This is a genomic window from Mesorhizobium sp. L-2-11 (assembly GCF_016756595.1).
In the GTDB taxonomy this organism is placed as follows: domain Bacteria; phylum Pseudomonadota; class Alphaproteobacteria; order Rhizobiales; family Rhizobiaceae; genus Mesorhizobium.
Map to the genome: position 1 here is coordinate 1,234,808 of NZ_AP023257.1, position 26,712 is coordinate 1,261,519.

Below are 26,712 nucleotides of genomic sequence, written 5' to 3' on the forward strand. Positions count from 1 at the left end.
CTCTTGGAGTGTGCCCCCTAAAGCGGCGGGCATATGTCACGAACGCCGAAAGGCTCGTTCGCGACAGCGGATGTATACAGGAACAAAACCAGAAAGGACAGCATTTGGTTCAACACGAAACAGTGTGTCACGCCAAAGTGAACAAAGCGGGTCAGGTTTTTGCCGATCTGGTTTTGAATGGATGAAGCCGGTTCAGAGTCTGCGGAAGCCGTCCACGAGTTCCTCCATATCGCTCGGTAGCGGCGCCTCGAACCTCATCGGTAAATGGGTAGTCGGATGCCGAAATTCAAGGAGGCGGGCATGCAATGCCTGTCGCGGAAAGGCCTTCACCTGGCCTTTCAGCGGCTCGGGCAGCCGGTTCGCCTTGGTGCGAAAGGCCTGGCCGTAATCGGGGTCGCCGACGACGGGATGGCCGATATGAGCCATATGGACGCGGATCTGATGGGTGCGGCCAGTCTCGAGCCGGCATTCGACCAGGCTCGCCATGGCAAACTCCTTTTGCTGCTCGCCAAAGCGCTCGACGACCGTGAAATGGGTGACGGCGTGGCGGGCATCGTCGCGGCCCTCCGGCACCACGGCACGGCGCACGCGGTCGGCGGCGCGGCCAAGCGGCTCGTCGACCGTGCCTGTCGGTCTCATCGGTATGCCCCAGACCAGCGCCAGATAGGCGCGTTTGAGATCGCCGGTAAGGCCATGGTCGGCAAAGGCTTCCGACAATGATTTGTGGGCGCGGTCGGTCTTGGCCACGACCATGACGCCGCTGGTCTCCTTGTCCAGGCGGTGGACGATGCCCGGCCGCCGCACACCGCCGATGCCGGAAAGACTGTCGCCGCAATGGTGGATCAGCGCATTGACCAGCGTGCCGGTCCAGTTGCCGGCGCCGGGATGGACGACCAGCCCCGGCGGCTTGTCGATGACGATCAATTCATTGTCTTCATAGAGGACGTCGAGCGGGATATTCTCGCCCTGCGGCTGCGCCGGCTCCGGCTCCGGCATGTCGACCGATACGCGGTCACCGGCCGCCATCTTGCGTTTGGTCTCGTTGACCGGCTGGCCGCCGACCTTGACGGCGCCCTGCCGGATCAGCATCTGCACCCGGCTGCGCGACATGTCCGGGCCGAGCTTGCCCGCCAGCCATTGGTCGAGCCGCTGGCCGGCCGCATCGGGGCCTGCTTCCAGCACGACTGATCCCACGTCTGGCGATCCAATGTCTGGCGATCCGCCCGTACTCAATCCATCCCCTATCAATGTCGGGGTCTCTTCGTTATGAGCGCTCATCGAAAATCGTTCCGGAATGTTTTGCCATGGCTGCTGCCGATGAAGACGAGGAAAAGCCGCTCGACCCCGAAGTCGAAAAGGTGCGCAAGAAGCTCGTCCGCTTCGTCGCCATCAATCTCGGCCTGCTGTTCCTCGCCCTTATGGTGGTGATTGCAGCGCTTGTCTACAAAACGCGCAGCGCGCCACCGGAAGCCCCATCCCTTGCCGGCGATATCCAGGTGCCATCAGGCGAGCCGCTGACCGGCGACATCGTGCTGCCGGTCGGCGCCAAGGTCATCAGCCAGTCGCTTTCCGGCAACCGCGTCTCCATCGATGCGGAGCTTGCCGACGGCAGCCGCGCCATTTTTGTCTACGACATCACTGAGCGCCGCATCATCGGTCGCTTTTCGATCCGCAACAAATGACTGCGTTTGCGAAAAATCGCCGCGTCGCCACCGTCGCGCTTGTCGTTGCCAATTACGACAAGGCGATTGCCTGGTATGTCGACAGGCTGGGCTTTTTGCTCACCGAGGACGTCGATCTCGGCGGCGGCAAAGCGCTGGGTCACGGTGGCGCCGGCGAACGGACAAGGCGCGCGGCTGCTGCTGGCCGAAGCGTCGGACGATATGCAAGCGAGCCGCATCGGCAACCAAGCCGGCGGCCGCGTCTTTTTGTTTCTCGAAACCGACGATTTTGTCCGCGACCATGCGGCAATGCTCGAAAAAGGCGTTCAATTCCGCGAGGCACCTCGCGTTGAGCCCTATGGCACTGTGGCAGTTTTCGCCGATCTCCATGGAAATCTCTGGGATCTGATCGAGCCAAAACGCTAGCCTCGCAACGGATATTTTCCCGGCACGACAGACCTGCCCGAAGCCCAGTTGCTTTTTCCCAGCCGTCAGCCTATATCGCCGGTTCTTGAACGCGCCCATCGTCTAGCGGTCAGGACACCGCCCTCTCACGGCGGGAACAGGGGTTCGATTCCCCTTGGGCGTACCAGCAATTTCAATAACTTAATGATAATTCGAGATCTGCGGTCCCGATAAGTGACCCGAAATGCACCGCTGCCGCAGGCTATTTCTGTGCCTAGTCCGGCCCAGACGAGCCCAATGTTTGGTGCAGGAGTCGAAGGCGGATCCTCGCCCCATTGCCGTCGCGGGGGGTGCAAAATCCTCTCACATCAATCCGGCTGTGGATGGGGAGGCGGAGGCGTGCGAACCGCTAAGGCCTCCATGCAGCTCTCCATCAATGCAGCGTCGAAAACTCAGTGCGTCTGCATGAGCGTCGAACTCGACCTCGCAGCCCAACGGCTTTCGTACCCGCTGCGTATTGATGACCTATGGTGAACGAAACTCGCTGCAAGCGGCACCAGCATTCGCCCGACAAGCTGCCGGCAAAGTCGCAATACGACCACGCGACGACCAGTTCTCGTCCAGGTTTTCACGATCCGCTCAAGGCTCAGGGCTCTGCAGGTCCCGTCCTCGACAACAGCACCAATCCTGGTGCTAAATGTCTGCTAATGGTCCGTCCCGCCAATAACCGGAAATGGCGCGACCAAGACCGGTTCTGGCAACTGGGCCAAACGGGTGAAAGCCACGTGCGCCGCGAGTAGGACATCAATTAGTGCCAGTCGTTTTGCGGTCATTGTCCTATTCTCAACACCACTTTGCGCCCGTCGGAAAGGGGTTCCCGTTCCTGTGCCAACCGGGGGTTGTCTGCTGGTCAGCGAGAACACGAATCGGGTTGAGAGTTGCCCGCAAACCATCGTTCCTTCTCCACGCGAGAAGGTAAGATTGGCAGTGGTCGTGCCTCGGCATTCGACCCCAGTGTTGGTCTGTCCGCGAATAGTACCGCGCCGTGTAATACTGTTGACGAAAGCCGTCCCGGAAAAGGAGAGCGTCCCATCAACAGTCTGACCGGAGACTGGTGCGGTGATGGTGAGCAGATTTTGCGCCTGCGCGTAGCCGGCAGCGTCTGCGACACCATAGGCAATCAACATTGTCGCCAAGATTCCCCGGAAAGTACGGTGCATATGGACGGTTCCTTTGAGACCGCTCCTGCGAGGCTAAAGCAAATCCGCCTTCAAATCCGCAAATGCCGTTCAAAGAAATTGCAGACTGCTGCAGCGCCTTGCGAGGGTTCGGCATTAGGCATGAACGGTAGTGGTTTTCTGCCCTTTCACGGCGGTAACAGGGGTTCCAGCAAAATCAAGCACCTTAAGCCGAATAAACCCCCACGAATTTTAGCGAACAGAAGCAATGAAGCCTGCCGCAGTGAGGCCAGCGGGCACTCCCAGGCAGTCTTCTTGCATTTCTGCCCCTTCCTGCGACTATCGGCAGGTCCTACGTGGACATGGATAATTAACGTTGAGGAAGCGCGAGCGCGCCGATGACAACCCGACCCGTCAACAGAAGATGGCAGGATATCGGTTTTTCTTTTCGATAGCCTGCTTTTCGGCCGGCGAGCGAGGCCTGCCCCTGACAGGTTAAGCAGGCGGCGGCGGTTGACATCGGGGCATACCTTCGGCGGCTGCCCGAACAAGGGTGTTCGGCATCGGATCTTCTCCAATTCGGTTGTGTGTGAGGCTGTAGCGCTTCCGCAAGAACGGGAATTCTGATATCAGAGTTTTATGCCAAAGCAAGAAACCGTGGTATCAAAGAAACGGCGCGGCCCGGCCCCAACTGGAAAGGGTGTGCCGATCATGGTCCGCCTTCAACCGGACATGCTGGCGGGCGTCGATCAATTTGTTGCCGAGCATGATGTTTCGCGACCTGAAGCCGTCCGATTGATCATCCGTGACTGGTTGATCAGACACCAGGTACTGAAAGCCGAGTGAAACCCTGGGCGACTTTCCGCGCAGCGCTCGAATCTGCCGGCGTCGAGTTCATCCCCGAGAATGGCGGCGGCGCCGGCGTGAGGTTGAGGAAGAAATGACACTGCGCGTCGAGGATGCTGGCGGTCACTGAGCGTCGGGTCCGCTGTCGACGGCTCCAAAAGCGCGAACGTTGCGCAGCTGGACACTTCCGGGAGACAGCGGACTCAAACTCGGGCCAAGAGGGGACAAGGCCCTTTATGATCCCTATGCGGGGATCAGGATGATAACACTGGGCGGGTACAAAACGTTCCGTCGGCTGAAAAAATATTATCCGGCCGCTGATGATCTGCTTAAGCAGGGTGATTTTATCCGCATCCGCCCCACCGCAGCGGACACAGCTTCGACCTGCTCTGACTGGGAGAGGCTCGGTTTGCCGCTCCCCGTCCGATTTGACTCGCTAATACGCTAACAAAGCGTACAGAAGGCATGTCGCTGACCAACTGAACGGGCGTTGGCGCTTGGAAGAGTCGATCACGCTTTCGCCCCACAAGGGATAAAGCGATGTCATTCGACGATCATCTAGACTCCGAGCAACTCGCAACGCTGGCAAGGGTTCTCAACGACTATTGCACAGAGGCAGGAATTCCCAAAGGCCATCCAGCCAGAGATCACTTTGGGCGGCGCCTCATAAGCCTGTTTCGATCCGGGATAGATCAGCCAGATGATCTGAAATCCAAAATGAACGCAGGCTATGAGGATTGGCTGGGTGAGATCGGCGCTACCGGTCCTTTCATACCGCCCAAACTATCGTCCGAAGACCGTCTCGTAGGTGACAGTATCTTGCCAGGATCGGATCGCAGAGGCAGGCCAGCGGTCGCGAAAACACAACGAGCTGTGAGTCCGCCTACGGCTGGGTAGCGCCTAAGCCGGCGTCGATGATGATCTGGGAGCGGTAGCCGTGGAATTTGGCTTCATGCATCCAGTCATCGCCTTGGAGCGGCACGGTTCCACACCCCAAAAGGGATATTCCTTTGGGAACCTTGCGGAGCATTGAACGTCAATCCGGTCTGAAGCTGAGGTAGATACAATGAAGCAGTATATCGGATTGATCCATAAGGATACCGACCGCGACTTCGGTGTGTCCTTTCCTGATTTTCCCGGCGTTATCACCGCCGGCACCGATCTGGACGACGCTCGTGCCATGGCTGAGGAGGCCCTTGCCTTTCACATCGAAGGGCTTGTGGAAGATGGCGAAGCCATTCCAGAACCCTCCAGCTTGGAAGATGTCATGGCCGACGCCGATAATCGAGACGGCGTTGCAATTTTGGTTGCGGCGAAGACCGAGGCCAAGAAAGCTGTCCGCGTGAACATCACGCTCGCTGAAGATGTTCTAAGCCAAATTGACGCCTTTGCTGAGGCGCACGGTTTTACCCGGTCCGGCTTTATCGCGAAGGCGGCTCAAAGAATCATCGAGCTTGAGGGCGGTCTAAAGGCTCGCAGCGCTTAGCTACCGTTGCCTTACCAAGGCCCTCCACTGCAAGCGTCCCTATGTGCCTGGCTTCTGGCGCATCGTCGCCGGTTGATTTAGCATCGCCTGATAATCCTTGTGCCAGGCACAAGGCAGCACAATCGCGAGCGGCACCGGGGCGAGGTGAATACGACGACGACGTCCGGCTGCCAGGGAGACGGCCAATGCAGAAGTTGCAATCGCAAGGCGTCCATCACATCACGCTGGTCGGCGCCGGGCGCCAGACCTCGATCGATTTCTGGGAAGGCGTGCTTGGCATGCCTTTCATCTTCGAGCAGCCCAATCTCGACAAGGCCAGCGAAAGCCACCTCTATTTCGATCCGGGTGACGGCCGGCTGATCACCATCTTCACCGACGAGAGCCGCACGCCAGTCAAGCGGCGCACGCCGACCGATACGGGCTGCGTCCATCACATCGCCTTTGCGGTGTCCCGCGTCACCTTCCTGCAGGCGGTCGCCCGGCTCGACGAGCGCGCCATCAAGCACAGCGGCGTCAAGGATCGCGGTTTTATGGATTCGATCTATTTCGAGGATCCGCTCGGCCTGCTGATCGAGCTCGCTTCCTACCGTTTCGAGCCGCCGGCGGGCTTCACCCATGCCGACGTGCTGATGCAGGCGCACAAGCTTCGCGTCGCGCGCGGCGACTATGCAATCGCCGAAGTGCATCTTGCCGACGCGATCCAGGCGCTGGTCGAGCGCTCGCGCGCGACTTTGTCGGAGGACCGCACGCCGAAAAATCCATACTGACGACAGGCCAAACAGAGGGAGGAACACAATGGCAAAGACAACAACGAAAAGTGCGAAGAAGCCGGCTGCCAAGGCAGCCACGAAACCAGCTGCCAAGGCCGCGACAAAGCCTGCCGCCAAGGCATCGAAAGCTTCCGCCAAGTCGGCAACGAAAGCCGCCGCAAAACCTGCAGCCAAGGCATCCGCGAAATCCGCGCGGAAGACCAAATCAGGAAAGAAGCCCGCGCTGACGCTCAGCATGCTGAAGCCGAGCGTCAACAATATGAGCGTTCGGGTGTTTGCACGCGCGGCGGGGCTCGACCATTCCGAGACCGACGTATGGGGCCACACGCGCTCGCCCGAGTATATGGCACGAAACCCAGCCCATCTGACGCCGATGATCGAGGACAAGGGCCTGCCCAGGGGCGTGTTGTGGGAAAGCTGCGCCATCATGCAGTATCTCGCCAACAAGCACGGGCTGGAGAAATTGTATCCCAAGGCGCCGGCCAAGCGGGCGATGATCGACAGCGCCATGTTCTACCTGATCGGCACGCTCTACCCCTATGTCGCGCGCGCCACCTATCCCACGCTGAATTTCCCGCAATATGCCGGCGAGGTCGGCCACAGCGATGCTCATCCCGACAAAAAGGCGGAAGCCCAGAAGGCGGCTATTGAAGCGATAGCCGAGCCGCTGGAGGTCTTTCACAGCTTCTTCAGGAACGGCAAGCCGTTCATCGGCGGCAAGAACCCGTCGATCGCCGACATCCGCCTGGCGGCGACGCTCGAATTCCTGGCAGCCATCGACTACGCGCTGCCGCAATGGGCGAAGGAGTACATGGCGGCGATCGAGAAGAAGCTCGGCAAGGCCTATGCCGAGCCGGCTGCCGACGTGCGCGGCTATATCGCCTATGTGAAGTCGCAGGCCGGCGCGTGAGGCTTTCGCTCCATTGGATGCGTAGTGCGGAGTGGTCGGTCGCGCTTGGCGTTCAAGGACCGAACATCACAAGCTCGGTGAACGTCAGATCGCCAAGCGAGGGTGGTCTGGGACCCCTAAAATATTTCAGCCCGCTGTTGGCGCGGTACCACCCGAACAGACCTGCAATCGGCTCCCTGGCGTCGACGACGCAAAACAGGATGCCGCTTCGCAAGAGAAAGCGCCCCATGGCACCGGCGCACCGGCTTAAATCCGCGAGAGAGCGGCAATAGACGATCTGATAGGATGGGATAAGACCGCGCAATATCCTGCGCGGCATCAATACGAAAGGAAACGCTGCTCCGTCGCAAATGCAAATCAATGACCGGCAGCCAAGTGCTGAGTGTTCCGAGAGTATGTATCGCTCGCTGTCGGACAGCATCGTCATTTCCGCAAGATCGGGACGAGCTTCAAGCACTCGACATGACCGCTGCGCCGAACCAAAAGCCGGCAGGAAGGCAAATTGTCCGGTGGTGAAGGGGCGAAAGCCGAGCGCCCAGTTGGCCTTCAAGGTTGCGGGCGCCGGCGAAATATTCGTGTAGGTCACGTCCCTTCGCTTGAGAATCGTCGTAACCAATTTGGCGCCATAAGGGCGGAATTCTGCGTCGACGGACCAGCTTGAAAGGTTGCAGCGGACTTCGTCGCCTTGCGGGCCGGGATAAATTGTATACAGGGTCAGCACAACGCCGACGATCCGATCAGCCTTCTCCAAGGCCCAGCCGTATTGTGGGAACTCGGCGACGGCAGGCCTCTGCGACAAACGGGTCAGCGCCCGTACCCAGTAGCTCCGGTCACGCTGCGGAAAGCCCCGGCACAGGCAGTCGACCACTCCTTCCCAATCAGCTTCGCGAATTGGTCGACAGCGAACGCCAGGAGGGAGAGCGCCGAGTACGGCCATAAATCGACTTCCAGAATATGATAAAGCGCGTCGTGGCTGAACGGATTCATGCGACGCGCTTCAAGTTCTTGTTTTTTATGCATGTCGTTATCGCAAAACCGCTGCGCAGCCTCGGATCAGGCCCGAGGGGCATGCTTTTGCGCGACATGCATCTTCGATCTGCCTCACACGCTAACACGTTGGTGCACAACGATTAATAATATATGCCGCATTTAAAGACGACTTTCCGCACTGATCACGAAAACGCAAATCAGATCGGTGCCACGTCGCGTCGATGAGCAGTTCCCGTCGGTTAAGGATTCGTTAACCAAATCCCTGTCTACTGGTCGGCAATTCACCTCCAACTCGTGACCACGGATGTACTGGCGCGGTCGAGGTGGTGGAAGGAAAGGTCGGCCATGTGCCGGCCTTTTTGTCTCAAGGGCTATTGACCCGGGAAGCCGCGGCCTGACTTGGCGATTGTCGTCACCTCGATCGATCGGACCGGTTCCCGGTTGGACCGGGTATCAGTGTTGCCCGCGTCTCGCATTGACATGGCGTGCCAACTCCGGCGTCTCAAAGACGTAGTCGCTCCAGGCCGATTCCGGAATCTGACCGGCCAGATAGCATTCCAGCAAAAGACTTTGCTCAGGGCTGAGAGGTCTCGGCGCGCGCTCATGGTCCAGTGTCAGCGAGTGAAACAGATTTTTGGGCGAGTGAAGCAGATTTCTGGGCAAGTGAAACAGATTTCTGGTCACGTCCGAGACAGTGAGGTGAATCGACATGTGTTCGGTCTCCTTTGACCATCCAGCGCATCACCCAAGGGAGCGGGATCGCTCTCTGCTCCGCTGCCCTTCGGATCGGAAAGGACCATGCGCCAACCAAAAAACGCTACAGCTTGCTTGTGCGTCCAAAAGCGACGCGCGGCGCTGCAATAACCGTTTAACGTCGAAGGCCGGATAAGGTTCAACGCGGCTGCTGGCAACGCCGATCAGGCAGCCCAAAACCCACCAGTCGGCTCATGCCCTGGGTCTGCGCGTCTGACCGAACCGCTGCGTCAGGTGCGCAGCAACGTTTTCAGGGCGGCGTACTTTCTTAGCTGCCAGCGCTTGAGTGCCGGCTATTCGCAGACCATTCGGACCCGTTTTCCGGGTTGGCTGACGTTCCTGCAGGTGAGCGGTTTCGCCGGCTCTGATGACGGCGTCGGCGCAACTTTGGCAATCCTGGTGATTTTCCTTCTCGGCGCAACGGGGGTGTCGATTCTGCGGGCCGCCGCTGTTTCCGGCGTTTCGGGCGCCGCAGGAAAGACATCGGTCTGCAAAAACTGCGGCTGTTCGGCTTGCGCCTGCTGCGGCGGTCGGTCCCAGAACCGCCGGACATCGAGCGGCCTTGGAATGACGACAGTGCCATCGTAGCTGCGCGAGCAGCCGCCGCCTAACAGCAACATCGGGCACAAGAAAAAAGGCAGGATCCGTCCCAACATCGGCAACACCCTTGCGGGATTTATAACGCGGCTTCGGTTCTACCGACAACCGTCGCAATACACTGCGGGCAAGGCTAGCGCATGACCCGGAGAATCGGAATCGATTTCGCTGGGGATCATCCGCAAAATGCGCCCAGCGTCCCTGGCGCGGCCCCAGCCCGTCAGCCCATGCCCATCAGCCCCAAGCCAGAGGCGCATTGCTCGAAGAACTCGGCGCCGAGGGAGAAGTCCAGCGCAACGCGTGATAGCCACGTCAGCCCACAGCGTCAGCCGATTCGGCGACGCGTTGCCACAAGACTATGGTGCGATCGCACCATATCAAAGCATGCGTCCGGTTGGAACAATAAGCGCATTCGAGTTCCGCTCCTCCAGTTACGGGCGGGAGCAGCGACCGCCGGCAAGAAGCAGGGTCAGATTTACCCCAACGGACCTGCTTCGGCGATGGCGCGGCCATGACCTCCTTGGCCGCATGCAACGCGCTCCCGCCCGGATTTTCTTTTTCGGCCAATCGTTTCGCCTGTCGAGGGCAAATGCCGGCCGCAAATCGCGCAAGCTGCTGATTCCAGCGGCAAACCACGGCTGTAGCGGCGAGAGCGCGGCCCTCCCTTTTTGACAGGGCTGTACGGCGGTTACCGGGCTGACATCAAACTGTCATGTGACTGTAATAATCGGGGTCTATGGCCTCAGCGGGCGCCGACGGAATGGCGCCGAGAGACCATTTTCCGAACAGGAGCAGGCCACATGAAAAAATTCCTCCTTACGGCGTCGGCCGCGGCGCTTGCGCTCGCCGCGTCGGCTGGTTATGCCGCCGCGCGCGACCAGATTCAAATCGTCGGTTCGTCCACAGTGTTCCCCTTCACGACGGCTGTCGCTGAAAAGCTCGGCCAGAGCGGAAAGATCAAGACCCCGGTCGTCGAGTCGACTGGCACCGGCGGCGGCATGAAGCTGTTTTGCCAAGGCGTCGGCGAAAATACCGCTGACTTCACCAATGCCTCGCGCGCCATAAAGGACAGCGAGCTTAAAACCTGCAAGGCAAACGGCGTGACGCCGGTCGAAATCAAGGTCGGCTTCGACGGCATCGTGCTGGCCAACTCGAAGGCAGGGACTGTCGTCGATCTGACCAAGGAGCAGATTTTCAAGGCGCTCGCCAAGAACGTCGCTGTTGACGGCAAGGTCGTCCCCAACCCCTACAAGAACTGGTCGGATGTCGATGCGTCGCTTCCCGCGACAAAGATCGAGGTGCTTGGTCCGCCGCCGACATCCGGCACGCGCGATGCATTCGTCGAATTGGTCATGGACGCGGCCTGCCAGGAAGAAGTGAAGGCGGCTAATGAAAAGGGCTGCGGCGAGATCCGCGAAGACGGCGCTTTTGTCGAGGCCGGCGAAAACGACAATCTGATCGTCCAGAAGCTGGAAGCCAACCCCAATGCCTTCGGCGTCTTTGGCTTCTCGTTCCTTGACCAGAACGCCGACAAGCTGCAGGGCCACAAGGTCGACGGCGTCGAGCCGACTTTCGAGAACATCGCATCCGGCGATTACGGCGTTTCACGCTCGCTCTTTGTCTATGCCAAGAAAGAGCATGTCGGCGTCATCCCCGGCATGCAGGAGTTCATCGCCGAGTACACCTCGGAGGCTGCATGGGGTCCTGATGGTTATCTGGCCGACAAGGGCCTGATCCCGCTGCCGGACGCCGAGCGCGCCAAGTGGGCCGAAGACGCCAAGGCCCTCAAGGGCATGGGCTCCTGATGTTTCGAGGTCAGAGCGTGTCGCTCTGACCCTCATATCCTAAAAGCACAAAGCGCGGGATCACAGGTCCCGTGCTTTGAGCCGGTGAATGACCGGCGGTCGAGGGGACGTCCCGAATCATGGTCGGTTATCTCGTTGTTCTTCTGTTGGTCCTGGCCGCTGCGGCCTATTGGATCGGCCGGACCCGCGCCATTGCCAGTGTCAATGGCGAGGTCGCGCGACTGCATTCGCTGCCTGGCCAGCATGGCATGTTTCTGGCGCTTTTTGCTGCCGGTCCGGCGCTGCTTGCGATCGTGTTGTGGTCGCTGGTGACGCCGGGAATCGAATCGTCGATCATTGCCGACCGCTTCTCCTCCGAGTTGTCGGGAATGGGCGTCCCGCAGGTCGAAGCTTTCATCCGCGACGCTCGCGCGATGGCCTTTGGCGGGCTTGTCGGCTTCGCCGATCCCACGAAAGAGGCGGCCGCCGCCCTCTACAAATCGGTCCATGCGACCAGCACCTGGATCATCTGGACCGTCGCGCTCGTGCTTTCCGCGTCCGGATTTTACTGGGCCTATTCGCGCATCGCACCGGCCTACCGGGCGCGCCACGTGGTCGAGCGCATTCTTCGCGCATTCTTGATCGCCTGTTCGGTTGTCGCGATCCTGACGACGATCGGCATCGTCCTGTCGCTTATCTTCGAGTCCCTGCGGTTCTTCCAACAGGTGCCGTTCTACAAGTTCCTGTTCGGCACGCATTGGTCGCCGCAGAGCGCCTTCACCGGCGCGGGAGCCGAGGCCGGGGCGGTCAACGAGGACATTTTTGGCATGGTGCCACTCTTTGCCGGCACGTTGCTCATCACCTTCATCGCTATGCTGGTGGCTGCGCCTATCGGGCTGATGGCCGCGATCTACCTTTCGGATTACGCCTCCAAAAGCGTCCGCGCGGTCGCAAAGCCGGTTCTGGAAATCCTCGCCGGCATTCCGACCGTCGTCTACGGCTTCTTCGCCGCGCTGACGGTTGCGCCTTACTTCCGCGGCATCGGCGAAAGCCTGGGCCTCAACGTCGCGTCTGAATCCGCGCTCGCCGCAGGCGTGGTCATGGGTATCATGATCATTCCCTTCGTTTCCTCGCTGTCCGACGATGTGATCAACGCCGTCCCGCAATCCCTGAGAGACGGTTCAGCCGGCCTTGGCGCGACCAAGTCGGAAACCATCCGCAAGGTGGTCCTTCCCGCTGCCCTTCCGGGCATCGTTTCGGCGATGCTGCTTGCCGTCAGCCGCGCAATTGGCGAAACAATGATCGTCGTCATGGCGGCGGGGCTGGCGGCAAACCTCACGGCCAACCCGCTCGAAGCGGTCACCACCGTGACCGTGCAGATCGTGACGCTGCTGGTGGGCGATCAGGAGTTCGACAGCGCCAAGACGCTTGCAGCCTTCGCACTCGGCCTGGTGCTGTTCTGCATCACGCTTACCCTCAACATCGTCGCTTTGCGCGTCGTCCAGAAATACCGAGAGCAATATGACTGATGCGATCTCGTCATTCGGCGCCGTCGGACGGCCGGTCAGTATTCATACCGACGATGCCGCGAAGGCGCGGCTGAAGGGCCGCTACCGCACGGAAACGTGGTTCAAATGGCTTGGCGCCGCAGCTGTCGCGTTGGCCGGTTTGTTCCTTGTGCTGCTCCTGTCGACGATCGTCACGCAGGCGATTCCTGCGCTGCGGCAGAACTATGTGACGCTGCCGATCGATCTTTCGGCGGCCAAGGTCGACCCGGCGAAACTCGATGAGGTGAATTACGACGCCATCGCTCAGGAAGCGCTTACGGCAAAATTTCCTAATGTGACGAGCCGCCAGGACAAGCGCCTGCTGCGCGGGCTGATTTCCACCGGCACAGGCGTGTTCCTGCGCAAGGATATTGCGGCTGATCCGGGGATGCTCGGAGGAACGGTGGACTATGCGGTTCCACTTGACGATTTTGCCGACCTCTACCTCAAGGGTTTGCTTGCCGACGTCGGTTCAGACGAAGCGATTTCGACAAGCGTCACGCCTTCGCAAACCAGCGGCGACATCGATCTGACCTTCGGCGACGATGCCATGCTGGCGCTGGCGCGCGGCCATGGTGCGACCGAGGGGGAAAACGGCATGCTCACGCTGACAAGCGGCGCGTCGTCGCTGCTGGTCGCGTTCAATGGCGGCACGGTCAAGCTGACCGCGCTGTCGCCTGCGGCCAACGGTACAGTGATCGCAAAGGGCACGGTGATCGAGGCGCTGGACAGCACGGCGCCCGCCGCGAGCGGCCAGGCATTCCTGCGCGTCATCGAGACGCCGGAAGCATCGCGAAAGATTTCGGACAAGGTGATTGTCTGGCTCGACATGCTGAAGAGCGCCGGCCTGATCGAAAGCCGGTTCAACTCGATCTTCTTCTTCACCGGCGCAAGCCGCGAGCCGGAACTGGCCGGTGTCTGGGGCGCGGTCGTCGGATCGTTCCTGACCATGATCGTAACGCTGGCCATCGCCTTCCCGATCGGCGTTTCAGCGGCGATTTATCTTGAGGAATTTGCGCCCAGGAACCGGCTGACGACGATGATCGAAGTGAATATCAACAATCTGGCGGCGGTGCCTTCGATCGTCTTCGGCCTGCTTGGGCTTGCCGTATTCCTGAATTTCTTCGGCATGCCGCGCTCAGCCCCGGTGGTCGGCGGCATGGTGCTGGCGCTGATGACCCTGCCGATCATCATTATCGCCTCGCGCGCTTCGCTGCGCGCCGTGCCGCCGTCGATCCGCGAGGCGGCGCTCGGCATCGGAGCGTCCAAGGTCCAGACGGTATTCCATCACGTCTTGCCGCTGGCGATGCCGGGCATCATGACCGGCACCATCCTCGGAATGGCGCATGCGCTGGGCGAAACCGCGCCGTTGCTGATGATCGGCATGGTCGCCTTCATCGTCGACATTCCCGGCGGCTTCACCGATCCCGCGACGATCCTGCCGGTGCAGATATTCATGTGGGCGGATTTCCCGGAAGCCGGGTTCCAGCAGAAGACTTCGGCGGCGATTTTGATTTTGCTGGTGTTTTTGGTCATCATGAATGCCATCGCGGTGATACTGCGCAGGCGCTTCGAGCGGCGCTGGTAAGGAGTAGAGGATATGAACTTCATGACGGAAGCCGGCGTCGAGCAGAAACTGAGCAGCGCAACCAACGCCCCTTCGATCAAGATGAAGGGCGAAAAGGTCTCTGTTCACTACGGCGAGAAGCGAGCCCTGTTCGACGTCGATCTCGATGTCCGCGAGCATCAGGTGACGGCGTTGATCGGGCCATCGGGCTGTGGCAAGTCGACGTTCCTGCGGTGCCTGAACCGAATGAACGACACGATCGATATCGCACGGGTGAGCGGCAAAATCACGCTCGACGGCGAGGATGTCTACGACCCGAAGATCGATGTCGTCGAGCTGCGGGCCCGCGTCGGCATGGTATTCCAGAAGCCGAACCCGTTTCCGAAGTCGATCTATGAAAACGTCGCCTACGGTCCGCGCATTCACGGCCTGGCCAGGAGCAAGGCCGAGTTGGACGGCATTGTCGAATCGAGCCTCAAGAAGGCCGGCCTGTTCAACGAGGTCAAGGATCGCCTGCTCGAGTCGGGTACCGGTCTGTCCGGCGGACAGCAGCAGCGCTTGTGCATCGCCCGCGCCATCGCCGTGTCGCCGGAAGTGATCCTGATGGACGAGCCCTGTTCGGCGCTCGATCCGATAGCCACCGCCCGCGTCGAGGAACTGATCGATGAACTTCGCGAGAACTACACGATCGTCATCGTCACCCATTCGATGCAGCAGGCGGCGCGCGTGTCGCAACGCACGGCGATGTTCCATCTCGGCTATCTGGTCGAGGAGGGCGCGACCGACAAGATGTTCACCAACCCCGACGACAAGCGCACCCAGGACTACATCACCGGCCGGTTCGGCTGAGCGGGTCCGGCGAATTTCGAACACGAGGACAGCACCATGGGTGAACACACCGTCGCTTCTTTCGACGAGGAACTGGAGCATATCGACCGCCTGATCCGCGACATGGACGAGCTCGCCGCCGCAATGGTCGCAGCTTCGATCCGCGCGCTGCTCGCGTCGGACAATGCGATGGCGCAGCGCGTCGTCTCGGACGACGCCATCATGGATGCGCGGCAGCGCGAGCTCGACGACAGCGCCATCACGCTTATCGCCAAGCGGCAGCCGATGGCGCAGGATCTGCGCGCCGTGGTTGGCGCAATCCGCATGGCCGGCGATCTCGAGCGCATCGGCGATCTGGCCAAGAATATAGCCAAGCGGGTCAGCGCAGTCGGGCAGAGCGCGACGCCGCGGAATCTGTCGCACGGTATCGACGCGATGGCGGATCTGGTTCTTGTGCAGCTCCGCGGCGTGGTCGAGCACTATGTGGCGCGCGATGCCGGCGCGTTGAAGGAACTGCGCGCCGACGACCAGAAGATCGACGTGAAATACACGGCGGTTTTCCGCGAGCTCCTGACCTACATGATGGAGGATCCGCGCAACATCACCGCCTGCACGCACCTTCTGTTCTGCGCCAAGAATCTCGAGCGTATCGGCGATCATGTCACCAACATCGCCGAAAACGCCTACTTTGTCGTGACCGGGCAGCAATTGCCGGCGGATCGCCCGAAGCTCGACGAAACGACGATGTCGGCGCCGGCGACATGACAGGAGTGACCGGCCGATGATCGCGCCGCGCATCATGGTGGTGGAGGATGAAGAGCCGCTGGGCGTCCTCCTCCGTTACAATCTTGAATCCGAAGGCTATCAGGTCGAGGTGGTGACGCGCGGCGACGAGGCCGAAATCCGGCTGCAGGAAAACGTGCCCGATCTTTTGGTGCTCGACTGGATGGTGCCGGCGGTTTCCGGCATCGAGCTTTGCCGGCGCCTTCGGGTGCGTCCCGAAACCGAGCGGCTGCCGATCATCATGCTGACCGCGCGCGGCGAGGAGAGCGACCGGGTGCGCGGCCTTTCGACCGGAGCCGACGATTATCTGGTCAAGCCGTTCTCGACACCGGAATTCATGGCCAGGGTCAAGGCGCTGCTGCGCCGCGCCAAGCCGGAAGTGCTGTCCAGCGTGCTCAAGGTCGGCGACATCATGCTCGATCGCGAATCGCACAGGGTCTATCGCAAGAAGAGCGAGATCCGGCTCGGGCCGACCGAATTCCGGCTGCTCGAATTCATGATGCGGCATCCGGGCCGGGTTTTTTCGCGCAGTCAGTTGCTCGACAATGTCTGGGGCGAGACGATCTACATCGACGAGCGCACGGTGGACGTCCATGTCGGCCGGTTGCGCAAGGCGGTCAACAATGGTCGCATGCCCGACGTCATCCGCACCATCCGCGGCGCAGGCTATGCGATCAGGGAAGACTAGGTTCCTCGGCGCGGAAGTTCTGACAGGTCGGGCGTACTTGCGTTGGCGGATCGCAGGCCTTCGCGATTAGCTGAAACGCCCATCGCTTCGTCATCCTTGGGCCGAGCAAGCCCTGCTTCGCCCTGGGATGACGAAGTTGGGAGGATTTCGGCCAATCCCGAATGTCTGCGATGGTCCAAGGAACCAACGGTGGATACTCCGGTACTCTTTCGGGTCAATTCAAGCCACGTCTCTCCTGATCGTGCCGGACTTCCCTTGTGCGCCGGGCGCGAAAATCTCCTGGTCGACGAAGCTCAGCGCCCGCATGGCGCAGCCTTCGCGGATCAGCGGCAGCTCGTTGGGCTCGGTGTCGAAGGAAATCGAACCCGAATGCTGGCCGCCGGCGGTCTGAGCAATGGCCTCGCGCAGCGCCGGCTCGATCAGGTCGAAGGCGGCAGCGCTGGCGCCGACCATGGCCACCGGCGCCGGATCGATCAGCGCGAACAGGCTGCCGAGCCCGAAGCCGAGCGCTTCGCCGGCCTTGCGGTAGGCTTCGCGCTCCGGTCCGTCCGTCTCGCGCGCCCGGGCCGCCAGGGCCCGCATCTCGGCGTCGCTGATATCGGCGACCGGCTCGGCGTCCTCGCTCAATTGCCTTGCGTTGCGCCAGATGGCGTAATTGCCGGCATAAGCCTCGACGCAGCCGCGCCGCCCGCAGCGGCAAAGCGCGCCGCCCGGCCGATGGATCATGTGGCCGAATTCGCCGCCTGAGGAGTGGGTGCCGGTGAACAACTCGCCCTTCAGCACCAGCCCCATACCGATGCCGTGCGAGAGCAGGATGGCGATGAAATCGTCACGGTAGCGATCCGGGTGGCGCCAGCGCAGCGCTACGGCCATCATGTTGCAGTCGTTCTCCATGATGGCCGGGATGCCGAACTCGCGTTCCAGAATGTCGGCGAAGGCGATGTTCGTCTGCGGCGTGATCGGCGACCACAACATGGCGCGCGCATGGGAATCGGTGATGCCCTGGATCGCCAGCGCGATGCGGGCGACGCTTTGGACGTCGAGGTCGGGATCTTCGAGCCGGCGCCGGACGATGGCGATACATTCGCCGATCAGCGCGTCACGCGACATGGTCAGCGTGTCCAGCCGGCGTTGTTCCTCGGCGACCACTTTTCCGGCATAATCGATGACGGCGACCGACAGGAAATTCAGCGACAACACAACTGTCAACACCGCAGCGGCTTGCGGATTGAGGCTGAGGCCGACCTGCGGCCGGCCGCGTTTCAGCGAAACCGTCTCGCTCGCCTTGCTCTCGGCCAATATGCCTTCCTGGATCAGGTCGGAAGAGATCGCCGATATGGTCGAATGGCTGAGGCCGGTGATTGCGGCGATCTCGGTCCGCGACGGCTGGCCTGCGCGGCGCACCGCCGAAATCACCATCGCCCGGTTGCGCCGGCGCAAATCGTCATGACGGATTCCAACCGACATTTTTTGTTCCTCCTCATTGCCGCGGCCGCTCTTGAATCGGAAGCCGTCGGTAATGTCCGACAAATACTGGCAGAAGCAGAAGGGGCTGTCATTGTTTATTCCGAGCCTCGAAAAAAAGCCAACAGGACATCAAGACCCATCAGAATCGGTGTTGACAGTGCTTCGGCGTTGGACCAGTATTTTTTCGAGGCTCGAAAAAATACGAGCCTTTGTGCCGGCCTTCGGGCCAGTTGGTCGCGCCGCACGCGGCGCAGGGAGGATTATCATGAAGAGATTCGCAGCCGCCATTCTGGCGGGAGTCGCCATGTCGTTGACGCTCGCGTCGGCCGCGCAGGCCAAGGACAAGGTCATTGGCGTTTCGTGGTCGAACTTCCAGGAAGAGCGTTGGAAGACCGACGAAGCCGCCATGAAGGCGGCGATCGAGGCCGCCGGCGACAAATATATTTCGGCTGACGCACAGTCCAATCCCGGCAAGCAGCTGACCGATGTCGAGAGCCTGATCTCGCAGGGCGCCAACGCGCTGATCATCCTTGCGCAGGATGCCTCGGCCATCGGTCCGGCGGTGCAGAAGGCGCTGGACGAAGGCATTCCGGTCGTCGGCTATGATCGGCTGATCGAGAACAAGGACGTTTTCTATCTGACCTTCGACAACCAGGAAGTCGGCCGCATGCAGGCCCGCGAAGTGTTCAAGATGGCGCCGGAAGGCAATTACGTCTTCATCAAGGGCTCGGGCGCCGACCCGAATGCCGATTTCCTGTTCGCTGGCTCCATGGAAGTGCTCAAGGATGCCATCGACAGCGGCAAGATCAAGAATGTCGGCGAGGCTTATACGGACGGCTGGCTTCCTGCCAACGCCCAGAAAAACATGGAACAGTTCCTGACCGCCAACGACAACAAGGTCGATGCGGTGGTTGCCGCCAATGACGGCACCGCCGGTGGCGTCGTCGCGGCGCTCACGGCGCAAGGCCTGGCCGGATCCGTCCCGGTTTCGGGCCAGGACGGCGACCATGCCGCGCTGAACCGCATCGCGCTCGGCACGCAGACCGTCTCGGTGTGGAAAGACGCGCGCGAGCTCGGCAAGAACGCCGCCGAGATCGCTTCGCAGCTGGCAGACGGCAAGCCGATGACAGACATTGCCGGCGTCAAGGACTTCACCACGCCGGGCGGCAATGTCGTCAAGTCGCTGTTCCTGACGCCGATTGCCATCACCAAGGAAAATCTCAACGTCGTCATCGACGCCGGCTGGATCAAGCAGGAAGAGGTCTGTGCCGGCGTGGCAGCGGGCGCTGTCCCGGTCTGCAACTGATCCGCCTTCGCCAAAAAACCTGAAACGCCGCGGCTTCACGCCGCGGCGTTTTTCAAAAAAGTTGTTTTTCCGCGTCTCGCGGGTAATTTCTTAGCTGCTTCCGGCATCCGCGGCAGACGGCAACGGTGGGAGGACATCATGACCGACACGACTTCCAACACGCCGGCTGCCGATCGGGCGCGGGAATCCGATCTCAGCCCCTTCGGCCGCTTCCTCAAGGCAACCGAGCTCGACATTCGCATGCTCGGCATGGTCGGAGCGCTGCTGATCATCTGGGTTGGAATCCACATCCTGTCGGGCGGCCTGTTCCTCACGCCGCGCAATCTCTGGAACCTGTCGGTGCAGACGTCCTCGGTCGCGATCATGGCGACCGGCATGGTGCTGGTCATCGTGATGCGCAACATCGATCTTTCGGTCGGCTCCGTCGAAGGGGTGATCGGCATGGTGATGGGCGTTGCGCAGGCAGAATTCCTCATCCGCGTCATGGGATTCCAGCTTGGAAATCCCTGGATATGGGTCATCGCACTGGCTGCCGGCGTGGCGCTCGGCCTGATGATCGGCGCGCTTCAGGGCTTCATCATCGCCTATCTCGAGGTTCCGGCCTTCATCGTTACGCTGGGCGGCCTGCTGATCTGGCGCGGCATGGCGTGGCTGATGACGAGCGGGCGCACCGTCGCGCCGCTCGATGCCACCTTCCAGCTGATGGGTGGCGGGCCGCGTGGCTCGATCGGGGCGACCGCGAGCTGGATCGTCGGCATTCTCGCCTGCGTGGCCGTCGCCTTGATGCTGCTCAACGGCCGGTCGCAGCGCAAGCGCTTCAAGTTTCCGCTGCGCCCGGTCTGGGCGGAGAGCCTGCTTGGTGTTGTCGCCTGCGCCGCCATCCTCGGCGCCGTCTGGATCGCCAATTCCTATCCCTGGCCGATCGGCATCGTGCGCCAGTACGCCCAGCGGAACGGCATCACCATCCCCGAAGGCGGGCTGTTCATCGCCCATGGCATCGCCATACCGGTGCTGATCGCGGTCGCAGTCGGCATCGTCATGACCTTCATCACCCGGCGCACCCGTTTCGGCCGCTACGTCTTTGCCATTGGCGGCAATCCGGAAGCGGCGGAACTCGCCGGTATCAACACGCGCTGGGTGACCATGAAAGTGTTCATGATCATGGGCGTTCTGGCCGCGATCAGCGCGGCGATTGCCTCGGCCCGCCTCAATGCGGCGACCAATGCGCTGGGCACGCTGGACGAGCTCCTGGTCATCGCCGCAGCCGTTATCGGCGGCACGTCGCTGGCCGGCGGCTCCGGCACGGTGCTCGGCGCCATGCTGGGCGCGCTTCTGATGCAGTCGCTGCAATCCGGCATGGTTTTGCTCGGCATCGATTCGCCGCTTCAGAGCGTCGTCGTCGGCGCCGTGCTGGTCGTCGCCGTCTGGCTCGACACCGTCTACCGCAAGCGGGTCTGAGCATGATCGCGAGCCGAAGGTCCGCGTCAGCGAAAAGTGAACATCCGTTTCGGTCCGACGTCATGCTCGGCAAAACCATGGAGAGGAACGATCATGGCTGACACAACTGCTCCCACGCCATTGATCGAAATGCGCAACATCTCGATTGCCTTCGGCGGCATTCGCGCCGTCGACGATGCGTCGATCGACCTTTTCCCGGGCGAGGTCGTGGCGCTGCTCGGCCACAACGGCGCTGGAAAGTCGACGCTGATCAAGATCCTGTCCGGCGCCTACAAGCGCGATGCGGGCCAGATCTTCGTCAATGGCGAGGAGGCTTCGATCGCCAATCCGCGCGACGCCAAGAAATACGGCATCGAGACGATCTACCAGACGCTGGCGCTCGCCGACAATGTCGACGCCGCTGCCAACCTGTTCCTCGGCCGCGAGCTGATGACCGGCTGGGGCACGCTCGACGATGGCGCCATGGAGGCCGAGGCGCGCAAGGTGATGGGCAGGCTCAATCCCCGTTTCCAGCGCTTCAAGGATCCGGTGGTCAAGCTTTCGGGCGGCCAGCGGCAGTCGGTGGCGATCGCGCGCGCCATCCTGTTCAACGCCCGCATATTGATCATGGATGAGCCGACGGCGGCACTGGGACCGCAGGAAACGGCGCAGGTCGGCGAACTGGTCATGCAGCTCAAGGCCGACGGCATCGGCATCTTCCTGATCAGCCATGACATCCACGATGTGTTCGAGCTTGCCGACCGCGTTTGCGTCATGAAGAATGGTCGGGTCGTCGGAACGGCGCGCACCGGCGACGTGACCCAGGACGAGGTGCTCGGCATGATCATCCTGGGCAAGTGTCCGCCCGGCGCCATTCCGGGACCAGGCGCGCTGAAGATCGCCGCCTGAAGCGTCAAATACCTGTCATGTGATATGCCAGTCGTCATGATGGTTTGGCCGCGCCATTGTGTTGCCACGGGGACTTGCCCATAAGATGGGGAACCATGGGTCGCAGCAGCATCTTGAAGAAGTTCTTCCCGATCGTCGCTTTCGTCGCCGTCGCGCTGATCAGCCTGACAATGGCGGGATTCGCCTATTTCGCCACCCAGGAAGCGGCGCGCATCAAATTCGAGGCCACGGCGGACGACGCCCTCAACCGGATCGACAGCCGCATCGACCTGCATCTGTCGATGCTGCGATCGACACATGCGCTGTTCGAGGCTCGCAATGGTGAGATTTCGCGGAGCGAGTTCAAGGCGTTCTTCGATGCGCTTGGTATCAACGACAATTTCGCCGGCCTGCGCGGCATCGGCTTTCTCCGGCTGGTGAGAGCCGGCGACGAGGCAGCGGTCGAGAGTGCCATCCTGCACGACTATGGCGTCAGCGATGCGATCTACCCGGCCACGACAACGCTGCCATGGCGTGCGCCCATCACGCTGTTCGAGCCGCTGGACCCCTCCAATCAATCCGGCATCGGCTACGACATGTTCACCGAACCGGTGCGGCGCGAGGCGATCGAAAGGGCGATGGCCGACAACCAGCAGCACGCCAGCGGGCGCGTGCAGCTAGGCCAGGAAACAGGAGCTGCGCAGACCTTTACCGGCTTCCTGGTCTTCGTGCGGCTCAACATCGAAACCGCGGCGGACGGCATCGATGCGTCCAGATCCTCGACAACAGGCTTTCTTTATGCGTCGTTCCGCGCCCGCGACCTGTTCCAGACCGCGCTCAGCCGGACGCCGCTGCTGCCGGTCAACATCGAAATCTATGACGGCAAGGTGGATGCCGACCATCTTTTGTTCCGGTCGGAAACGCCGCCGGCGTCGAGCTTCGGCGACAGGTTGCTGGTTTCTCGCGAACTCACCATCGCCGGGCGTCCATGGACCGTCCTATTCAGGCCGACAAGCGCCTTCTCGCAACCTTCCTCGCGCGCCATTCCGGTGATGCTCGGCCTGTTCGGACTGCTGCTCGCCGGAACCATCGCTTTGGTGGCACGCTATCAGGAGCGGGCCTATGAGGCGGTCTCGCTGCTTCATGAGACGACGGAAAAAAGCCTGCTCGAAAAAGACCTGATGCTGCAGGAGATGAAGCACCGCATCAAGAACTCGATCACGCGGGTGCTGGCGATCGCGCGCCAGACGGCGTCGCACGCCACCGACGTGCAAGAGTTCTCGTCTTCTTTTTCGGCGCGGCTGCAGGCGATGGCGGCTTCCCAGGACATGCTGACGCGCTCGCGCTGGCAGAAGGCCGATCTCGGCGATCTCTTGCGCATCGAGCTTGGCCAGGTGTTCGGCAAGGAGCTCCCCGACGGGATATTGTCGGGGCCAGAGGTGTTGCTCGACGAGACGACGACGCAAGCGCTCGGCCTGACCTTTCACGAACTGGCGACGAACGCGCTGAAATATGGCGAAACCGGCAATTCGGCCAACACTGGAAACAGTGACTGGTCGCTCAAGGTCGATTGGTCGGTCGAAGACCGCGAGAGCGACCGGACGCTGGTTCTCAACTGGCGCGAAGCCGGCGAGAAGAAACTCGAACCACCTGTCAAAACCGGTTTTGGCACCAAGCTGATCGATTTGAACGTGACGCGCGAATTGCGCGGTACGATCAATCGCGATTTTCACGATGGCAGGTTGAGCGTGGAAATCAGGATTCCACTGTCGGGCTGAAACGCTGCCGCAAACCGACGGTTTTCGAAGGCGCAAGTAAACAGAGACCGGCTCGTCCGGTCTCCGCTTCGATTGCCTCTTGCGTTGAACGGATCAGCAGCGCGCCGTAAACAGACGACCACGGTTGTCGCGGTACTGGCAATAGCCATTGCGCAGGTTGCGCACCAGCAGGCCGGTACCGGCACCGATGGCTGCGCCCACCAGCGCGCCCTTGCCGCCGTCAATCAGGCCGCCGGCCAGAGCGCCGACACCGGCGCCGACGCCGACATCCCGTTCGGTGGTGCTGCAACCGCTGACCGCTATCGCGGCAACCATGGCAATAATCATCTTCCGCATAGGACCACTCCTCGCCTTTGTCCTCACTTGTAGCTCCACTCGTCATTTATCATGCGAAAAAGCGTTTTGCCTGCTCGATTTCATTGTTGGCTAAGAGAGTCTTTTTCCGGCCGCGCGCCGCTCGAGGCAACCTCAAGGTCGGAAATCTCTACGGAAGCGTCGAGCGTGCCGTCCGGGCGCACGTTCCAGACGATCCGGTCGTAATCATCCTCGAGTGCCGGATCGACGGAAAGGCATTTGGCAATGATGCGCGGAGCCTGACCCTGCACATCGTGCAAAACAAACGGACGCGCGGCGGTGCACTCCTGAGCGGTTTCGAAAACGCTCACCGATACGGGCAGTTCGCGGCACTCGGTCATCGTGTTCGAACAGCCGATGACCAGCAGCACGGCAGCGATATGTTCCATGGCGACGGTCCTCCCGCCATAGAACGGGCCACATCCCTCAAAGTTCCTGCGATGCGGGCTGGCGCGACCACGGAGGACATTTATGCATGTTGTGATCGCAAAACCGCTGTACACCCTCGGTTCAAGCCCGAGGGCATGCTTTTGCGCAATATGCTCTAGTTCCTCTGCACAGAGGATTTGGTTGGTTCTTAGACCGAGCCTGAAAGGGATTGTCGACGGTCCAGCTGCACAATCTCCAATGTCTGCGATTAGCCGCAGGCCACCATGCCTTCGTCATCCTGGGCGGAGCAGGAACGAAGCGACGTCGCGGAGACCCTGGGATGACGAAGTGGAGGGGTGTTTCGGCCAATCTACAACGTTTGCGATCTGCCACTGAGACTTGCCACCGACGGGACGTTCGCTGCCGATCGGCTCGACCTGTCAAAACTACTGTATCGAGGAACTAGACCAACTGGAACGCGGCGGCCAGGACGGCCACTGCAGCCAGCCCGATTGCGGCGAGGCCGGGGAGAGGCAGGGAAGCACGCGGCGACCGCATTGCGGATGCTTCGAGATCCTGAAACCCGCTCATCGAAATGCGTGCGGCCTGTTCCAGCCTGTTGATGTCGGCAACCGTCAAAGCCATTTCTCCCGTACTGCGCAGCAAACTGCGATCGAAAACGTCATGCGGAGTGGTGCCTGAGAAAAACAGCATCGAACCTTATGGTGAACGAATGGTTAAGCCGGCGCGGCCAGTATCAATCCCAGCTCTTGGCTCCAGACTTTGGCCCCCACCCTCTTTGCACCAGCCCTCATGGGCTCGGCTGCTATCCGCTCAATCCGTCTCGAAATTGCCGCGAGGAACGACGAGATGATATTCGAGACGATCCCCGGTGATTTCAAGTTTCGCCGTACCGTTCAACGACGCAGGCACTACGCGCTCGAGCGCGACGCTGCCAAAGCGCTTCTCGCTGGGCTGATTGTCATCGGCTACGATGGCCTCGGCCCATGTCAGCGACAGTGCGGTCTCGCCAGCGGAAGCGGCCGTCAGGTCGGCCCTCACTTCGACGAATCCGTCGGCTCGCGACAGGGCGCCGTAACTGACCGAATTGACGGCAAGCTCGTGCATGGCCAAGCCGATATGCAGGGCGGCATTGGGGTTGAGGTATGGGTTTGCACCGCGAAAACGCAGGCTGCGCACAGGCTCGGCGCCATAGCGGCCGACCTGGCTGGACACCAGTTCGCGCAGTGCCGCTCCCCGCCAGTTGGACGAGGTCACCAGGTCCTGGGATGAGGCAAGCGACTGCAGCCGGCCGCGAAAGCGTGTCAGGAAATCACTGAGCGTGTCCGAATAACGGCTGGTCTGGGTGGCGATGCTCTGGATGATGGCCAAAAGGTTCTTCGAACGGTGGCTGACCTCGCGCAGCAGCGTCTTGAGGGTTTGCTCGCGACGCTTCTGCTCGGTCGTTTCGACCATGGTGGTGACGACGCCCTGCACGGCGCCGCCCTCGTCATGAGCCGCGTCTACCCATATTTGGAACCAGCGGACGCCGTCGTCGGCGGGAATGCTGAGCTCAAGATGTTCGGGATTGCCGGATGCGACGACGTTGCGTTTGGCCGCGCCGATGCGCTCCGCCTGCGCAAGCGGCAGGTTGCCGTTGCCGTCGCCCATGTCGGAAACCCCCGTGTCGGAAACCCCCCTGTCGGAGACCCAGGGCGGGCGCATGTTGCGGGCCCAGACGGTTTTCATCTCGCGATCCTGATAGACAACCGAAATACCGGCATTGTGCAGCGCATGGAGAAGGGCCCGGCCAAGCTGCATTCCACTCTCAGCGGATTGCAAAGCGATGATCTCATCGCTCCGGCCGCTGTCTTTCATGTCTCCGGTTCTGGATTGCATAGGACACTTCACCAGCCCCATCCGTGCTGAACGGTTGACGGAAAAATGGGTTCCCAAAAAGAAGTCCGCCGAGCGACGTCCTGCTAAGGACACCGCCCGGCGGTGGCTGGAAACCGCTTGAGGGGTGCGGCTCCCAGTGTTCAATCGCAGTTCACGACGCGCGTTTGAACAAGCCCGCGACAAGCGAAATGATCAGGAAAGCGAGAAAGATGAAAAACAATATCTGCGCTATACCAGCCGAGGTGCCGGCGATGCCGCCGAAACCAAGAGCGCCTGCAATGATCGCAACGACGAGGAATACAAGGGCCCAGTAAAGCATGGTCCATCTCCTTCAAATAGTATGCCAAAAACGTCTTTCGCTGCCGTTTGTTCCAGCATTTCCCGAAAAAGACGATCCCCGGAAAGCTTCCGGCTCGAATTG

General features: G+C 61.0%; 26 protein-coding genes, 1 tRNA gene and 3 pseudogenes. 19 read left to right on the forward strand and 11 right to left on the reverse strand.

Annotated elements, in window-relative coordinates; genetic code table 11:
- Window positions 1–192: 192 nt before the first annotated feature.
- Complete coding sequence (locus JG739_RS05930) at window positions 193–1,278, reverse strand: RluA family pseudouridine synthase (RefSeq protein WP_202365663.1); 1,086 nt, start codon at window positions 1,276–1,278, stop codon at window positions 193–195.
- A gap of 26 nt (window positions 1,279–1,304) precedes the next feature.
- On the opposite strand from JG739_RS05930, the gene JG739_RS05935 reads away from it, so the two are divergent.
- The 3 genes and pseudogenes from JG739_RS05935 to JG739_RS05945 all read left to right on the forward strand — a co-directional run bounded on the left by JG739_RS05935 (window position 1,305) and on the right by JG739_RS05945 (window position 2,253).
- Window positions 1,305–1,682, forward strand: coding sequence for a fimbrial protein (locus tag JG739_RS05935; protein WP_202365664.1), 378 nt, complete (start codon window positions 1,305–1,307; stop codon window positions 1,680–1,682).
- Window positions 1,679–2,087, forward strand: a pseudogene (locus tag JG739_RS05940) (VOC family protein). The gene JG739_RS05935 and the pseudogene JG739_RS05940 overlap by 4 nt, the downstream one beginning before the upstream one ends.
- A gap of 91 nt (window positions 2,088–2,178) precedes the next feature.
- Window positions 2,179–2,253 (forward strand) — tRNA-Glu (locus JG739_RS05945).
- 517 nt (window positions 2,254–2,770) lie between these two features.
- Here the strand turns inward: JG739_RS05945 and JG739_RS05950 are convergent.
- The gene (locus JG739_RS05950; protein ID WP_202365665.1) at window positions 2,771–3,253 is read right to left on the reverse strand and encodes a hypothetical protein; all 483 of its coding nucleotides are present in this window, start codon (window positions 3,251–3,253) and stop codon (window positions 2,771–2,773) included.
- 630 nt (window positions 3,254–3,883) lie between these two features.
- On the opposite strand from JG739_RS05950, the gene JG739_RS05955 reads away from it, so the two are divergent.
- The 6 genes and pseudogenes from JG739_RS05955 (at window position 3,884) to JG739_RS05970 (ending at window position 7,256) form a co-directional block, all read left to right on the forward strand.
- Window positions 3,884–4,090 carry a ribbon-helix-helix domain-containing protein gene (locus JG739_RS05955; protein ID WP_095495279.1) on the forward strand — a complete coding sequence of 69 codons (207 nt, stop codon included), beginning with the start codon at window positions 3,884–3,886 and terminating at the stop codon, window positions 4,088–4,090.
- A gap of 17 nt (window positions 4,091–4,107) precedes the next feature.
- Window positions 4,108–4,188, forward strand: a pseudogene (locus tag JG739_RS35220) (transcriptional regulator); the annotation flags it as partial.
- An 882-nt stretch (window positions 4,189–5,070) separates the two neighbouring features.
- A pseudogene (locus tag JG739_RS35225) lies at window positions 5,071–5,151 on the forward strand (type II toxin-antitoxin system HicA family toxin); the annotation flags it as partial.
- A 5-nt stretch (window positions 5,152–5,156) separates the two neighbouring features.
- Window positions 5,157–5,576: a type II toxin-antitoxin system HicB family antitoxin gene (locus JG739_RS05960; RefSeq protein ID WP_202365666.1), complete on the forward strand. Its 420-nt coding sequence runs from the start codon at window positions 5,157–5,159 to the stop codon at window positions 5,574–5,576.
- A gap of 185 nt (window positions 5,577–5,761) precedes the next feature.
- Window positions 5,762–6,343, forward strand: a complete 582-nt coding sequence (locus tag JG739_RS05965; protein ID WP_202365667.1) for a VOC family protein — start codon at window positions 5,762–5,764, stop codon at window positions 6,341–6,343.
- Window positions 6,344–6,371: 28 nt separating this feature from the next.
- Window positions 6,372–7,256, forward strand: a complete 885-nt coding sequence (locus JG739_RS05970) for a glutathione S-transferase family protein (RefSeq protein WP_202365668.1) — start codon at window positions 6,372–6,374, stop codon at window positions 7,254–7,256.
- Window positions 7,257–7,308: 52 nt separating this feature from the next.
- Here the strand turns inward: JG739_RS05970 and JG739_RS35230 are convergent, their stop codons facing one another.
- The 3 genes from JG739_RS35230 to JG739_RS05985 all read right to left on the reverse strand — a co-directional run bounded on the left by JG739_RS35230 (window position 7,309) and on the right by JG739_RS05985 (window position 8,957).
- The gene (locus tag JG739_RS35230) at window positions 7,309–7,485 is read right to left on the reverse strand and encodes a hypothetical protein (protein ID WP_244749716.1); all 177 of its coding nucleotides are present in this window, start codon (window positions 7,483–7,485) and stop codon (window positions 7,309–7,311) included.
- Window positions 7,486–8,060: 575 nt separating this feature from the next.
- Window positions 8,061–8,276: a hypothetical protein gene (locus JG739_RS05980; RefSeq protein ID WP_202367732.1), complete on the reverse strand. Its 216-nt coding sequence runs from the start codon at window positions 8,274–8,276 to the stop codon at window positions 8,061–8,063.
- A 423-nt stretch (window positions 8,277–8,699) separates the two neighbouring features.
- A complete protein-coding gene (locus tag JG739_RS05985) occupies window positions 8,700–8,957 on the reverse strand; it encodes a hypothetical protein (RefSeq protein WP_202365669.1) in 258 nt (85 codons plus the stop codon).
- Window positions 8,958–10,396: 1,439 nt separating this feature from the next.
- Here JG739_RS05985 and JG739_RS05990 point away from each other — a divergent pair.
- From JG739_RS05990 to phoB, 6 genes are all read left to right on the forward strand, one after another.
- On the forward strand, window positions 10,397–11,401 hold the full coding sequence (locus JG739_RS05990; RefSeq protein WP_202365670.1) for a PstS family phosphate ABC transporter substrate-binding protein: 1,005 nt from the start codon (window positions 10,397–10,399) through the stop codon (window positions 11,399–11,401).
- Between the two features lie 119 nt (window positions 11,402–11,520).
- Entirely contained in the window at window positions 11,521–12,909 is a 1,389-nt protein-coding gene (pstC, locus tag JG739_RS05995; RefSeq protein WP_202365671.1) for a phosphate ABC transporter permease subunit PstC, read from the forward strand.
- Window positions 12,902–14,515: a phosphate ABC transporter permease PstA gene (gene pstA / locus JG739_RS06000; protein WP_202365672.1), complete on the forward strand. Its 1,614-nt coding sequence runs from the start codon at window positions 12,902–12,904 to the stop codon at window positions 14,513–14,515. The genes pstC and pstA overlap by 8 nt, the downstream gene beginning before the upstream one ends.
- A gap of 12 nt (window positions 14,516–14,527) precedes the next feature.
- Window positions 14,528–15,343, forward strand: coding sequence for a phosphate ABC transporter ATP-binding protein PstB (pstB, locus tag JG739_RS06005; RefSeq protein ID WP_202365673.1), 816 nt, complete (start codon window positions 14,528–14,530; stop codon window positions 15,341–15,343).
- Between the two features lie 36 nt (window positions 15,344–15,379).
- Complete coding sequence (gene phoU, locus JG739_RS06010) at window positions 15,380–16,087, forward strand: phosphate signaling complex protein PhoU (RefSeq protein WP_202365674.1); 708 nt, start codon at window positions 15,380–15,382, stop codon at window positions 16,085–16,087.
- A 16-nt stretch (window positions 16,088–16,103) separates the two neighbouring features.
- A complete protein-coding gene (gene phoB / locus JG739_RS06015) occupies window positions 16,104–16,793 on the forward strand; it encodes a phosphate regulon transcriptional regulator PhoB (protein WP_031254097.1) in 690 nt (229 codons plus the stop codon).
- A 219-nt stretch (window positions 16,794–17,012) separates the two neighbouring features.
- Here phoB and JG739_RS06020 read toward each other — a convergent pair whose 3' ends face one another.
- Entirely contained in the window at window positions 17,013–18,260 is a 1,248-nt protein-coding gene (locus JG739_RS06020) for an ROK family protein (protein WP_202365675.1), read from the reverse strand.
- Window positions 18,261–18,525: 265 nt separating this feature from the next.
- On the opposite strand from JG739_RS06020, the gene xylF reads away from it, so the two are divergent.
- The 4 genes from xylF (at window position 18,526) to JG739_RS06040 (ending at window position 23,669) form a co-directional block, all read left to right on the forward strand.
- Entirely contained in the window at window positions 18,526–19,566 is a 1,041-nt protein-coding gene (gene xylF, locus JG739_RS06025) for a D-xylose ABC transporter substrate-binding protein (RefSeq protein WP_202365676.1), read from the forward strand.
- 138 nt (window positions 19,567–19,704) lie between these two features.
- Window positions 19,705–21,024, forward strand: coding sequence for a sugar ABC transporter permease (locus JG739_RS06030; RefSeq protein WP_202365677.1), 1,320 nt, complete (start codon window positions 19,705–19,707; stop codon window positions 21,022–21,024).
- A gap of 93 nt (window positions 21,025–21,117) precedes the next feature.
- Window positions 21,118–21,912, forward strand: a complete 795-nt coding sequence (locus JG739_RS06035) for an ATP-binding cassette domain-containing protein (RefSeq protein ID WP_202365678.1) — start codon at window positions 21,118–21,120, stop codon at window positions 21,910–21,912.
- Window positions 21,913–22,025: 113 nt separating this feature from the next.
- Window positions 22,026–23,669, forward strand: coding sequence for a CHASE domain-containing protein (locus JG739_RS06040; protein ID WP_202367355.1), 1,644 nt, complete (start codon window positions 22,026–22,028; stop codon window positions 23,667–23,669).
- 93 nt (window positions 23,670–23,762) lie between these two features.
- On the opposite strand, the gene JG739_RS06045 is transcribed toward JG739_RS06040, so the two are convergent.
- The 5 genes from JG739_RS06045 to JG739_RS06065 form a co-directional block, all read right to left on the reverse strand.
- On the reverse strand, window positions 23,763–24,005 hold the full coding sequence (locus tag JG739_RS06045) for a YMGG-like glycine zipper-containing protein (RefSeq protein ID WP_202365679.1): 243 nt from the start codon (window positions 24,003–24,005) through the stop codon (window positions 23,763–23,765).
- An 80-nt stretch (window positions 24,006–24,085) separates the two neighbouring features.
- Window positions 24,086–24,412, reverse strand: coding sequence for a hypothetical protein (locus JG739_RS06050; protein ID WP_202365680.1), 327 nt, complete (start codon window positions 24,410–24,412; stop codon window positions 24,086–24,088).
- Window positions 24,413–24,854: 442 nt separating this feature from the next.
- Window positions 24,855–25,037, reverse strand: coding sequence for a hypothetical protein (locus tag JG739_RS06055; protein WP_202365681.1), 183 nt, complete (start codon window positions 25,035–25,037; stop codon window positions 24,855–24,857).
- 189 nt (window positions 25,038–25,226) lie between these two features.
- Window positions 25,227–26,291 carry a sensor histidine kinase gene (locus JG739_RS06060; protein ID WP_202365682.1) on the reverse strand — a complete coding sequence of 355 codons (1,065 nt, stop codon included), beginning with the start codon at window positions 26,289–26,291 and terminating at the stop codon, window positions 25,227–25,229.
- Between the two features lie 151 nt (window positions 26,292–26,442).
- Window positions 26,443–26,610, reverse strand: a complete 168-nt coding sequence (locus JG739_RS06065; RefSeq protein ID WP_065007452.1) for a DUF1328 domain-containing protein — start codon at window positions 26,608–26,610, stop codon at window positions 26,443–26,445.
- Window positions 26,611–26,712: the final 102 nt, after the last annotated feature.

Excerpts from the sequence above, each read along its gene's own strand:
- JG739_RS05960 (WP_202365666.1), top strand. The coding sequence starts at position 5,157 with ATGAAGCAGTATATCGGATTGATCCATAAGGATACCGACCGCGACTTC.
- JG739_RS05980 (WP_202367732.1), bottom strand. The coding sequence starts at position 8,276 with ATGCATAAAAAACAAGAACTTGAAGCGCGTCGCATGAATCCGTTCAGC.
- pstA (WP_202365672.1), top strand. The coding sequence starts at position 12,902 with ATGACTGATGCGATCTCGTCATTCGGCGCCGTCGGACGGCCGGTCAGT.
- JG739_RS06060 (WP_202365682.1), bottom strand. The coding sequence starts at position 26,291 with ATGCAATCCAGAACCGGAGACATGAAAGACAGCGGCCGGAGCGATGAG.
- pstC (WP_202365671.1), top strand. The coding sequence starts at position 11,521 with ATGGTCGGTTATCTCGTTGTTCTTCTGTTGGTCCTGGCCGCTGCGGCC.
- JG739_RS05935 (WP_202365664.1), top strand. The coding sequence starts at position 1,305 with ATGGCTGCTGCCGATGAAGACGAGGAAAAGCCGCTCGACCCCGAAGTC.
- JG739_RS05990 (WP_202365670.1), top strand. The coding sequence starts at position 10,397 with ATGAAAAAATTCCTCCTTACGGCGTCGGCCGCGGCGCTTGCGCTCGCC.
- JG739_RS05955 (WP_095495279.1), top strand. The coding sequence starts at position 3,884 with ATGCCAAAGCAAGAAACCGTGGTATCAAAGAAACGGCGCGGCCCGGCC.
- JG739_RS05970 (WP_202365668.1), top strand. The coding sequence starts at position 6,372 with ATGGCAAAGACAACAACGAAAAGTGCGAAGAAGCCGGCTGCCAAGGCA.
- JG739_RS05930 (WP_202365663.1), bottom strand. The coding sequence starts at position 1,278 with ATGAGCGCTCATAACGAAGAGACCCCGACATTGATAGGGGATGGATTG.
- JG739_RS06050 (WP_202365680.1), bottom strand. The coding sequence starts at position 24,412 with ATGGAACATATCGCTGCCGTGCTGCTGGTCATCGGCTGTTCGAACACG.
- JG739_RS06055 (WP_202365681.1), bottom strand. The coding sequence starts at position 25,037 with ATGGCTTTGACGGTTGCCGACATCAACAGGCTGGAACAGGCCGCACGC.
- JG739_RS06020 (WP_202365675.1), bottom strand. The coding sequence starts at position 18,260 with ATGTCGGTTGGAATCCGTCATGACGATTTGCGCCGGCGCAACCGGGCG.
- JG739_RS35230 (WP_244749716.1), bottom strand. The coding sequence starts at position 7,485 with ATGGGGCGCTTTCTCTTGCGAAGCGGCATCCTGTTTTGCGTCGTCGAC.
- xylF (WP_202365676.1), top strand. The coding sequence starts at position 18,526 with ATGAAGAGATTCGCAGCCGCCATTCTGGCGGGAGTCGCCATGTCGTTG.
- JG739_RS06035 (WP_202365678.1), top strand. The coding sequence starts at position 21,118 with ATGGCTGACACAACTGCTCCCACGCCATTGATCGAAATGCGCAACATC.
- JG739_RS05985 (WP_202365669.1), bottom strand. The coding sequence starts at position 8,957 with ATGTCGATTCACCTCACTGTCTCGGACGTGACCAGAAATCTGTTTCAC.
- JG739_RS05950 (WP_202365665.1), bottom strand. The coding sequence starts at position 3,253 with ATGTTGATTGCCTATGGTGTCGCAGACGCTGCCGGCTACGCGCAGGCG.
- JG739_RS05965 (WP_202365667.1), top strand. The coding sequence starts at position 5,762 with ATGCAGAAGTTGCAATCGCAAGGCGTCCATCACATCACGCTGGTCGGC.
- JG739_RS06045 (WP_202365679.1), bottom strand. The coding sequence starts at position 24,005 with ATGCGGAAGATGATTATTGCCATGGTTGCCGCGATAGCGGTCAGCGGT.
- JG739_RS06065 (WP_065007452.1), bottom strand. The coding sequence starts at position 26,610 with ATGCTTTACTGGGCCCTTGTATTCCTCGTCGTTGCGATCATTGCAGGC.
- phoB (WP_031254097.1), top strand. The coding sequence starts at position 16,104 with ATGATCGCGCCGCGCATCATGGTGGTGGAGGATGAAGAGCCGCTGGGC.
- JG739_RS06030 (WP_202365677.1), top strand. The coding sequence starts at position 19,705 with ATGACCGACACGACTTCCAACACGCCGGCTGCCGATCGGGCGCGGGAA.
- phoU (WP_202365674.1), top strand. The coding sequence starts at position 15,380 with ATGGGTGAACACACCGTCGCTTCTTTCGACGAGGAACTGGAGCATATC.
- pstB (WP_202365673.1), top strand. The coding sequence starts at position 14,528 with ATGAACTTCATGACGGAAGCCGGCGTCGAGCAGAAACTGAGCAGCGCA.